The sequence below is a fragment of the Odoribacter sp. N54.MGS-14 genome (genome assembly GCF_000980295.1).
GTDB classification, from domain to species: domain Bacteria; phylum Bacteroidota; class Bacteroidia; order Bacteroidales; family Marinifilaceae; genus Odoribacter; species Odoribacter splanchnicus.
Window position 1 is genome coordinate 54,736 of record NZ_LARL01000012.1, and the last position, 11,069, is coordinate 65,804.

Consider the following 11,069-nt stretch of genomic DNA (forward strand, 5'->3'; position numbering starts at 1 on the left):
TTTTGATTATGATTATGGGAAAATATAGTTTACTATTCTTCATCGTTTGTTTTTTATTTTTTATTCCAGGGTTTTCTTCTGCCCAGGTTAAAATTACATTGGATAGTTGTATCGCCCGGGCGTTGGAATCGAATTATTCGATCAAAATTATCCGCAATCAACAACGGCAGGCTGAAAATAACCTGAATTACGGGCCTTTTCTTCCGACTATCGGTATCGATGCTGCCCAGAAACAATCGATTACCGATAGTAAAGTGGTCTCCGACGGAGAAGACAGAAGGGCCGATAATTCCCGTTCGGATGCTTTGAGTGCCGGAGTTTCTCTCAACTGGCGTTTGTTCGACGGTATGGAAATGTTTATGACTCACAATCGTTATGCCGAAATGCTGGCGATCGGCGAACTGAATACCAAGGCAGCTGTCGAGAACCTGATCGTCGAAGTAAGTTCTTATTATTACGATGTTGTACGTCAGCACAGTAAGCTCGAAGCTGCACGGCATTCTTTGGAGTTGTCGAGTGCCCGTTACGCCGAGGCCCGTGATAAATATGTGATCGGAGTATTGTCGGGTTTGGAGGCCCAACAGGCAAAGCTCGATTTAAATGCCGACAGTTCGAATTATATGAAAGAAAAAGAATTGTTGAAAAGTGCTTATATTTCACTGAATACTATCATGAATACCGATCTGCAAAAACATATGTACGTAGATGATTCTATCCGGCTGCATATGCCTTTGCAATATCAGGATTTGTTGACCGATCTGTTGCAATACAATACGACCCTGCAAATCGGACGCCGGGACCGGAAAGTCTCTGAATTGGACATGAAGATCGCCCGGGCCGCTTTGTTCCCTAAATTGGATTTCGATGCCGGATATAACTACAACCGCACCAAATCTCCGGCCTCGGTCACTTCCCTCAACCGTTCGAACGGTCCGTATTGGGGTTTTTCCTTGAGTGTGGATATTTTTAACCGATTGGAAAACCGGAGGAAGATCAGAAATGCGAAATTGGATATGGAAAATGCCGCCCTTTCTTATCAGGAAGCGGAACAGCAGGTAAAAGCCGATTTGGCACAGCTCTACAATACCTACGAGAATAACCTGCAGATCGTAAGCTTTGAGGAAGAAAGCGAACGGGTTGCTTTCGATAACCTCGATGCGGCACTCGAAAAGTATAAATTGGGAACCTTGCCGGGAATCGAATTCAGGGAATTTCAGCGCAGTTATATCGATGCCGTCGACCGTAAAGTTTCTGCCCTCTATCAGGCAAAAATCTCCGAACTGACCTTATTGCTCATTAGCGGAAAAATATTGAAGTGATTCCGTCATGGTATAGAATATAAATTTGTTTTCATTTTTTATTTGTGCTCAAATCAATCAATAATTAAAAAAATGAAAAACAAATTATTCCTGTATTGGGGATAGGTAGGTGTTTACATATCGACTTTTCAACTAAAAAGTCGAATGGTCTGATTTTTAAAAATATTGAAGCATTAGCTACTATAGAGACAGATGGTATACACAATTTTCAAATAGGAGAAAAACAAATTGCCACTGGCCGGAAATATTCTACGACAGAACCGGGATGGACCTGGGATGTTGGACTTCAGGTTGGGTTGTTTCATGGGAAAGTCTCTAAAGGACAGCCTAGTTCATACACGGAGGAGTCGAGTTCGGAGATAGTCAAGATAAAATGTTGTCGGGTCCAGGGCCCGGAAAAAGAATGTTGGTATGAGGAGTGTTAGTTTGGCCTATTTGTCCGGTTGTTTGGTTATTCTTCTCATCCTGATGTTATCAGTGAGGAGGGGGTCGAATTAAAAAAAATAAAGGGTATACAGTCCTATATAGGGAGATCATCCTATTTTATTGCTGTTTTACTTGAATGACTTGGAATGAAAAATGTTTTTTGGATCAAAAAATATTGTATCTTTGCTCAACTAGTAATAACTTAAAAAAAAATTGTCCATGTGTCGAGTTTTAATTATCGGTGCCGGAGGCGTTGGTACCGTTGTTGCGCATAAAGTTGCAAAGAATAAGGTTTTTACCGATATTATGCTGGCCAGCCGCACCAAATCGAAATGCGACGAGATTGCTGCAGCCGTAGGGGGTAATCGTATTCAGACCGCTCAGGTGGATGCAGATCATGTTGAGGAATTGACCGGACTTATGCGTTCATTCAAGCCGGATATTGTGATTAATGTTGCTCTTCCTTATCAGGACCTGACGATTATGGAAGCTTGTCTGGAAGCCGGAGTGAACTATTTGGATACGGCTAATTACGAGCCTAAAGATGAAGCACATTTCGAATATAGCTGGCAATGGGCATACCATGAACGCTTTAAAGAAAAAGGATTGACCGCTATTTTGGGATGTGGATTCGATCCGGGCGTATCGGCGATCTTTACCGCTTATGCTGCCAAACATCACTTCGATGAAATTCAATATCTGGATATCGTAGATTGTAATGCCGGAAATCACGGAATGGCTTTTGCTACCAACTTCAATCCGGAAATCAATATTCGGGAGATCACCCAAAACGGACGTTTTTATGAAAACGGACAATGGGTCAAGACAGGACCGCTCGAAATTCATAAGACCTTGACTTATCCGAATATCGGGGAAAGAGAGTCTTATCTGTTGTACCATGAGGAACTGGAATCTCTGGTCAAGAATTTTCCGACCATCAAACGGGCTCGTTTCTGGATGACCTTCGGACAGGAATACCTGACCCATTTGCGGGTGATTCAGAATATCGGTATGGCTCGTATCGACGAGGTGGAATTCAACGGAGTGAAGATCGTACCTTTGCAATTCCTGAAAGCCGTATTGCCCGATCCGAAATCCTTAGGCCACAACTATCATGGCGAGACTTCGATCGGTTGCCGCATTAAAGGGCTCAAAGACGGCAAAGAACATACTTATTATATTTATAACAATTGTGACCACGAAGCTGCTTTCAAAGAAACCGGTACACAGGCTGTCAGCTACACCACCGGTGTTCCGGCTGCCCTGGGAGCCGCGATGTTTGCAAAAGGACTTTGGAAAGGCGCAGGAGTGTATAATGTGGAACAATTCGATCCGGATCCATTCCTGGCAGAATTAGGAGAACAAGGATTGCCTTGGGTTGAAAAATTCGATATCGACCTGGAAGTATGATCGATAAGGATACGATTCTGAGCAACTGGGATTTATCCACTGTCCCCTCTCCTTGCTATGTATTGCATGAAACTTTGCTGGCAGACAACCTGAGGGTGATCGACAAGGTGAGGAAGGCTACCGGAGCAGAGATTATCGTAGCTTTGAAGGCCAACGCTATGTGGAGTATTTTTCCGGAACTCAGCAGACATTCGGATGGAGCCACTGCCAGTTCGCTGGCGGAGGCTCGTCTTGTTTTTGAAGAATATGGCGCTCCGGCTCATACTTATGCTCCGGTGTATACTGAAGGAGAGATCGAGGAGATATTGAATTGCAGCAACCACATCACTTTTAATTCGTTGGGACAATACGAGCGTTTCGGACGGCGGGCCCATCGGGCAGGTGTCTCTTGTGGGCTGCGGGTAAACCCGGAATTTTCTACTGTTGAAACCGATTTATACAATCCGGCCAGTCCCACTTCCCGTCTGGGCATATTGGCTACCGACCTGACTCATTTACCGGAAGGAATCGATGGTTTACATTTTCATTCGTTGTGTGAATCCCGTCCGGATGATTTGAGAGGTACGCTGGCTGCTGTCGAAGAACGATTCGGCCGGTTTTTCCCGCAAATCAAATGGTTGAATATGGGGGGAGGACATTTGATGACTCATAAAGATTACGATGAGGAGGAACTGATTCATATCTTGTGTGATTTTCGTTCGCGTTATCCGCATTTACGGATCATTCTCGAGCCGGGTAGTGCATTTACCTGGGATACCGGTTGTCTGGTGGCCACTGTCGAAGATAAAGTCAGTAACGGAGGTGTCGATACTTTGATGTTGAATGTTTCTTTTGCCTGTCACATGCCCGATTGTCTCGAAATGCCCTATAAGCCGGCTATTTTAGGCACTCATGAACCTGCCGAAGGGGAAAAACGTTGGCGGATGGGAGGAAACAGTTGTCTGGCCGGTGATTACTATGGAGATTGGGCTTTTGACGGGGGACGTGAGCCCCGGGTCGGAGATCGTATCGTTTTTCGCGATATGATTCATTATACGATGGTCAAAACGACCATGTTCAACGGGGTCACCCATCCTTCCATCGGAATTTGGAATCCTGAGACCGGTTTTCGTCTGGTCCGTAAATTCGGTTACGAAGATTATAAAAACCGGATGTCTTGACAGAAAAATTTTTGCCGAAGAGGTTGCCTGAAAGTTTAAATCTCACTTTTGTGGAACTTAAATTCCGGAAAGACTTACTGTGAGGTAGGGTTTATGTTTGCTAGTGTCGGCTGATGCGGTGAAATGGTTGTCATATTGTTACATTATGTAGAGAAAGAGGGCGGGAGTATGGCCTGACGGGAAATGCCTGGTGATTGGTTGCCCGAACGATTTGTTTGAGAAAAAGTGGGATGGAAGAACCGTCCCGGAATCCCTGTTATTCTTCCCGGGATTGGATATATGCCCGCCATTTTTGTATCAGTTGCTGCATATCGTCCGGGATTTCCGAGTCGAACGACAGGCGTTCACCTGTGGTGGGATGTTCGAATCCCAGGGTTTTCGCATGCAGTGCCTGTCGGGGACAAATTTCGAAGCAGTTGTTGACAAACTGTTTGTACCTGGCAAAGGTGGTACCTTTCAGAATTTCATTTCCCCCGTATTCTTTATCGTTGAAAAGCGGGTGTTTGATATATTTGAAATGAGCACGGATCTGATGGGTTCGGCCGGTTTCCAAAATACATTCAACTACGTTCACATAGCCCAGGCGTTCCAATACCCGGTAATGCGTTACGGCGTGTTTGCCATGACTGCCGTCCGGAAAACAGGCCATGACTTTGCGGTTGGTCAGGTTGCGCCCGATATGTCCGGTGATCGTTCCGGTTTCGTCTTCCAGGTTACCCCAACAAACGGCTACATACTTCCGGTCGGAAGTCTTGTTGAAAAATTGTAATCCCAGATGGGTTTTGGCCTTTTCGGTTTTGGCGATGACCAATAATCCCGACGTGTCCTTATCGATCCGGTGGACTAATCCGGGACGCGGATCGTTATTGTCTTTAAAAAGCGGATTACCTCTCAGGTGCCAGGCCAGAGCGTTCACCAAAGTGCCCGTATAATGCCCGTAGGAGGGATGTACTACCATCCCGGCGGGTTTATTGACTACCATCAGGTCGTCGTCTTCGTAAACGATGTTCAGGGGGATATTTTCCGGTATGATCTCGATTTCCCGACGGGGATAGGCCATGACGACCGATACGATATCTTTGGGTTTTACCTTATAACTCGATTTGACAGCCTTCCCGTTTACCAGAATATTTCCGGCATCGGCAGCTTCCTGAATTTTTGTGCGGGAAGCATTCGGCAGACGTGACATCAGAAATTTATCCACCCGGAGCAGATTCTGGCCATTATCCGCTTCGATCCGGTGGTGTTCGTACATTTCGGATGCTTGTCCTTCCTCTTCTTCTTCCAATAATTCTTCCTCTTCTTCAAATTCGGGCATAGGATGCTGTTTTAGTTCACGTTTTTATTCGGTAACCATCAAGGAGTCGAGTGCTGCAATTTTATCTTTTTGTAGGGTGATATGCAGGTTGACATAAGTACCTCCTTCGACTGTCGTCTCGCCCAAAGGATCCTGTTCGTAGATGACAGCCGAGTAGGCATCGTTTTTACTCTTTATACTGGCATCCGGGAGTACTTCGCCGAGATTCAGGTAAGATTTACGAAGGATATCCAGGGCTTCCTGCAGATTTTTCCCGGTCAGTTGCGGGAGAACGACTGTATTCCTTCCATTTCCACTTCCTAACACGATATCGATAACGGCTCCTTTGGTCAATAAGCTCCCTGGAACGATATTTTCTCCGTCATGTTTAAGATCCAATACCAGATTATGAAATTCAGACGGGGCATATTCGATATGACCGATTTTGAATCCCCGGCTGGTCAGGGTTTGCAGTGTCTGCCGGTAAGCAGCATTCTGCAGGTTCGGGAAAACCACTTTTTCAGGGTTATGGGCATTGATGATCAGATGGATCAGACGGTTTTCTTTAACGTGTGCTCCGGCTACCGGTGATTGTTCGAGCACGACTCCCGGTTTGGCCGCATCGTCATACAGGGAGTCGGTCACCACAACAGTTAAATGAGCATGCCGGGCTACCGCGTGTGCTTCCTCCACTGTCAAATCGTTAAAGGCAGGAACCGGAATAAATTGTCCGTGTTGGGTATAACTCTCCAGATGGGATAGAACAAAATAACCTATCACACAAACGAGAAGAATGGCTGCTAACAGATTCAGCAGGTAAAAGGTGAGTCTTGCCGGAAATTTTTTCATCGGTTACAATTTGGTTTATGGCCTTTGTTGTGAAAGCCTGGGTTCATCAACTTGCAAAAATAGCGCAGATTTTTAAATTATCTACTATTTTTTCTAAATTTGCTGCTTATTAATAGGAATAGCTATGCTAAAATTATTATTTCTGTTTTTGCTTTTATGGTCTTGCGGTCAGGTAATCGGGCAAGGGACTGCGGTAACAAAGTCCAACGATATCGTTGTGATTCGGGGAAAGAGTTATTATTTGCATACCGTGCAACCCGGTCAGACTTTGTATTCGATATGTAAGGCATACGGAGCGAACATCGACGAGGTAAAGAGTTTAAATGATAAGAAAGATAATGCGTTGAGTTTATACGAGGTATTGAAAGTGCCTTATACCGATCCTTTTGTGCAACAGGACGACAAATTTTATTATCACAAAGTGGTTAAAGGAGAGACTTTCTATTCCATCGCCCGGCTTTATAAGATAAAACCGAAACGTTTATTGAAATTCAATGAAGGATATGCCCAGAATCAACCCCTGGCGGTAGGAGCTGTGGTGAAGTTGCCTTTGGCTGAAATCGATCTTTCTGTATTGGGTGAAGAAGAAATCGAAGCTTCGGTGGGAAAAAAGCAGGAGATTCGCCCTGAGCGTCCGGTTCGAAACGAGAGCGTGAAAAAAGTGGAAGAAGCGTCCGTGACCGATATCCTGCAAAATGCCCTGATGCAAAAAAACGAAAAAACGGAACAAGAACCGGAAAAAGAGACTACGACTGTTATCGGGGCTACCGATAAAATGGAGATTCCGGATTATATCTCCGAAGTAGTGATGCCTGTCGATCCTTTTGTGAAGGTGGCTTTACTGCTCCCTTTTTCTGCAAAAGATTATCCTGTATTTGTCGATACGCTGGTGGAAAAAATGCCGGTACAGATTTCTGCCCGCTCCGAGCAATTTATTTCTTTTTATGAAGGGGTATTGCTGGCGGTGGACAGCTTGAAAAATCAAGGATACAAAGTTAACCTGAAGGTTTTCGATACCGAACGGAGTGCAGAGAAAATGTATACTATGGTCGATGAAATCGACCGGTTTCATCCCGACCTGATCATCGGTCCGGTATATGGCTCGGTGTATAAGGCCTTAATGGATGATTTAACGAATAAAAATATCCCGGTCATTTATCCCTTATCTTCCCGAAGTGAAGAATTTGGCGTGTATCCTGATTTTATCCAGGTCAACCCTTCTATGAAAGCACTGACTGTTGCGATGAGTGATTGGTTGCGCGAAGAAGCGGAAGAAGCGAATCTGGTTTGTCTGAATCTGACAGGGAACGAGGTCAGTCATTCAGACCTGGAAGATATTCGCTTGTTTAAGGAGTATATGCATCGGATCGGCAGTATGAATTTTTATGATTGGAATACTTCGGCAGTTCCGTTGGATGGATTGCGTTTGCAATTGTTGCCCGACCGGGAAAATATAATCATTCTGCCTACTACGAAAGAAGCTGAAGTCAGTAAGATATTACCGGTATTATCGGCTTTAACGGATGGTTATCGGATTACCGTCGTCGGCTTCCCGGAATGGCAGGCCTTTACTTCGGTAGATCATGAGACTTATTTCAAACTGAATACGAAGATCTTTACCTATAGTTATGTGGACAATACCACGGAGCCTGCCAAACGGTTTGCCTTAAAATACCGGAAATATTTTTATACCGAACCGAATAATCTGGCCTATAAGGCTTTCGATATGAGTCTTTATTTTATTGAATTGGCGGCAAAATACCGGGACCGGACACTGGATGCACTTGAATTTTATCCGCGTAACGGTGATTTTTCGCGTTTTTATTTTCAAAAGATGGAAGGTCAAGCCGGTAAAGAAAATCAGGGTTTTTATATTGTCAATTTTGGATCCGACTACCGATTGAAAATAGAGTCCCTATAAGCGTAACTTGTCAGCATGATCTGCGATATAAATAAGCAGACCTAAAGCATAAAGTTATGGCAAAATTCGAAGACATCATTCAGGGAAATACCCTTGTGTTCGTAGATTTTTTCGCTACCTGGTGCGGACCTTGTAAAATGATGCATCCCGTATTGGAAGGCCTGAAAAAGCAGTTGGGGGAGCGGGTGAAAATTGTGAAAATAGATATCGATTCCCCGGTCAACAGGCAGTTGGTAAATTCCTATCAGGTACAGGCGGTACCGACATTGATGTTATTCAAAGCAGGTAAAATGGTTTGGCGGCAGAGTGGGGCGATGCAAGCAACACAAATTCGTCAAGTGATTGAAAAACACCTTTGATTATCAGTGTTTTATATTTCATCTGTTCGTGATCATCCAAATCGCGAATGTATAAAATTATTTGAATATCCGGTTTTCGGAATGTCAGAAATATCTTTCGTCGGATGAATTTTTTTTGAGGAAAAATAGTTACACCCGATGAAATATCTCTGTATGTTTGTGGCGTTTAAAATTAAAACAAACAAATCTGAAAAAGGAGAGATTCGAAAGAATCTGACAACTATGAAAACAGGTAAAACCGAGTTGCCCCGATCGACGAGTGGGGCAGATGAGTTCTTTATTTTACAGGGAAAAAAACAGGGAGTGCGGATCGAGGGAGAAGGGTATGTCATCCGGGAATTCAGTTACTCCGATTGTGAATCCTTGGCAGAAAATGCCGATAACAACAAAATCTGGAATAACTTAATGGATAATTTTCCGCATCCCTATACCAAACAGGATGCATTCGATTACATCAGTATGGTAAAAGCTATGCCGGGCAAACCGATGCGTTTTGCTATCGAGGTTGAAGGAAAAGCGGTGGGAAGTATCGGATTCGGATCCGAAGGAGATGTAGAAAGAGTGACTGCCGAGGTGGGATATTGGATCGGGGAAAAATATTGGGGGCATGGCATTATGAGTAAAGTGTTGGAGGATATCACCGAATATGCTTTTCAAAATTTTCATTACGAAAAATTGTACACGATTGTATTCAGTACGAATCCCGCTTCTATGCATGTATCGCAAAAAGCGGGGTATCGACAGGAAGCTGTTTTGCATCATGCTGCAGTCAAGAATGGTCATTTGGTCGATTTTTATTATTTCTGTAAGATGCGTGAGCACGGGTAAGTTTTATATCCCTTTTTTATCCCTGACTTGATTAGAAGCCAGCTGACAGGCAACATATTCTCCGATATAAACAGCAGGAACAAACGAAGTAAAAGTTTCTCCGGTAAGACCGGTGTAAGGTATACCCTGTTCTGTAATGAAAAGCCGATAAGGTAACTCCCGGCGGTTACCGATCTGATAAAAATTGTGAAAACAAAATACAGGAAAATCGAAACTTTTCAGGAAGCAGGGAAGTATACTCTTAAAATTAAAAATGAATAGAATGAGAGGAGTATATTTATTCGGGGGATTACTACTTTTAATAATTTTGCAGGCCTGTCGCGAAGATGACAGTTACAAACCCTACCCTCCTGCGAAGGATTCGACCGGAAATATCGCAGTGGCTTTGGCGGGACGTGTCGGAACGGTGGTCGGAGAAAACTTGACTACTTACGTAAAATCGTTGAATCTTTTTCTTTTTCGGGAAAATACAACCGGTGATTATGTACTGTACCGGAATATGTTGTTGGATAAATCCCAACTGGAAGCATTGACAGAAAATACTATGAGTACTCAACCTGGTTTTACTGTACCCCGGGAGTTTGTTTTTGATTCTGTACCGCTGGCAAACTATAAAATCGTGGGAGTAGGGAATGTACAGGATTCCTTAGGCAATGCCTTGCCGAATGTTTCTTTACAGGGAGTGACCGCAGGAAGTACTTTAAATCAGGTACTGGTAGTGGTAAGGTCAGGAGAAGAAGCTTCCCGGTTGTTTTGGGGAAGTTCCGATGTGGTTCAGGTGGGAGCTACTTCCGAAACGAATCTGCCGGTATTGTCTCTTTACCGTAAGGTCGCTATGTTTGCTCTTACTTTAGAGAAAATACCCAGTGTTGTCGACCGGATCGATATGGATATTGAAATGGTAAATAGTTCTTTTAATATGAACGGGACCTTTCCGGGGAGGACAGGGAGTTATGTTTTTGTCTCTAATCAGTATCGGCAACAAGTAAAAGACAGCATTACTTTGACGTATGTGACGCTGCCGACCGTTGCGGGAGACAGCTCGACTTTTCTGACTACTTTTTATCTGGTAAACGGTCCTAAACAACCTATAACTTTACCTAAATATGTGCTGAAACCAAATACCATTACCAAGGTGACGGCTACTATCGACCCGGATCAGCCGGGAAATATCTGGAAAGTGAATGTGAATTCCCTGATCGATGTCGATGTCGAATGGAATGTGGATCAGGAACCACCGATTACGATTTAAATGCCAGATGATAAATGGTGGAGGGAGTGTCAGAGGAAGAGGGGGACGAAATTAAATGCTAAGATGAAACATCGTTAATTGGTAAATGAAGATCGGGTGGTATTATACGGTTGGGGTCTGGATGATAATTGTATTCAGTTTGGGCAGTTGTCAGGAGGAGCAGGTTGTCGAAGTAAAATCGGAGGAATTTTCCCTGCCTGTGACACTGGAAGTAGATGGGTATGCCCACATGGATAGTGCACAGGTTT

Annotated in this window: 9 protein-coding genes; 7 read left to right on the forward strand and 2 right to left on the reverse strand. The window is 44.0% G+C overall.

The features are described from left to right. The first annotated feature begins 14 nt into the window (after nucleotides 1–14). The 3 genes from WS42_RS04445 (at nucleotide 15) to nspC (ending at nucleotide 4,315) form a co-directional block, all read left to right on the forward strand. The gene (locus tag WS42_RS04445; RefSeq protein WP_229032325.1) at nucleotides 15–1,319 is read left to right on the forward strand and encodes a TolC family protein; all 1,305 of its coding nucleotides are present in this window, start codon (nucleotides 15–17) and stop codon (nucleotides 1,317–1,319) included. A gap of 645 nt (nucleotides 1,320–1,964) precedes the next feature. After that, on the forward strand, nucleotides 1,965–3,155 hold the full coding sequence (locus WS42_RS04455) for a saccharopine dehydrogenase family protein (RefSeq protein ID WP_013611866.1): 1,191 nt from the start codon (nucleotides 1,965–1,967) through the stop codon (nucleotides 3,153–3,155). Next, nucleotides 3,152–4,315, forward strand: a complete 1,164-nt coding sequence (gene nspC, locus WS42_RS04460; RefSeq protein ID WP_046402640.1) for a carboxynorspermidine decarboxylase — start codon at nucleotides 3,152–3,154, stop codon at nucleotides 4,313–4,315. The genes WS42_RS04455 and nspC overlap by 4 nt, the downstream gene beginning before the upstream one ends. 256 nt (nucleotides 4,316–4,571) lie before the next feature. On the opposite strand, the gene WS42_RS04465 is transcribed toward nspC, so the two are convergent. After that, the gene (locus WS42_RS04465) at nucleotides 4,572–5,633 is read right to left on the reverse strand and encodes an RluA family pseudouridine synthase (protein ID WP_046402642.1); all 1,062 of its coding nucleotides are present in this window, start codon (nucleotides 5,631–5,633) and stop codon (nucleotides 4,572–4,574) included. A gap of 24 nt (nucleotides 5,634–5,657) precedes the next feature. After that, nucleotides 5,658–6,461, reverse strand: coding sequence for a PASTA domain-containing protein (locus tag WS42_RS04470; RefSeq protein ID WP_022159471.1), 804 nt, complete (start codon nucleotides 6,459–6,461; stop codon nucleotides 5,658–5,660). Nucleotides 6,462–6,585: 124 nt separating this feature from the next. On the opposite strand from WS42_RS04470, the gene WS42_RS04475 reads away from it, so the two are divergent. From WS42_RS04475 to WS42_RS04490, 4 genes are all read left to right on the forward strand, one after another. Then, nucleotides 6,586–8,382: a LysM peptidoglycan-binding domain-containing protein gene (locus tag WS42_RS04475; protein WP_013611862.1), complete on the forward strand. Its 1,797-nt coding sequence runs from the start codon at nucleotides 6,586–6,588 to the stop codon at nucleotides 8,380–8,382. 56 nt (nucleotides 8,383–8,438) lie between these two features. Further along, on the forward strand, nucleotides 8,439–8,741 hold the full coding sequence (trxA, locus tag WS42_RS04480; protein ID WP_046402643.1) for a thioredoxin: 303 nt from the start codon (nucleotides 8,439–8,441) through the stop codon (nucleotides 8,739–8,741). 222 nt (nucleotides 8,742–8,963) lie between these two features. Next, nucleotides 8,964–9,569 carry a GNAT family N-acetyltransferase gene (locus tag WS42_RS04485; RefSeq protein WP_228026167.1) on the forward strand — a complete coding sequence of 202 codons (606 nt, stop codon included), beginning with the start codon at nucleotides 8,964–8,966 and terminating at the stop codon, nucleotides 9,567–9,569. 262 nt (nucleotides 9,570–9,831) lie between these two features. Further along, entirely contained in the window at nucleotides 9,832–10,821 is a 990-nt protein-coding gene (locus tag WS42_RS04490) for a FimB/Mfa2 family fimbrial subunit (RefSeq protein WP_013611859.1), read from the forward strand. Nucleotides 10,822–11,069 lie beyond the last annotated feature (248 nt).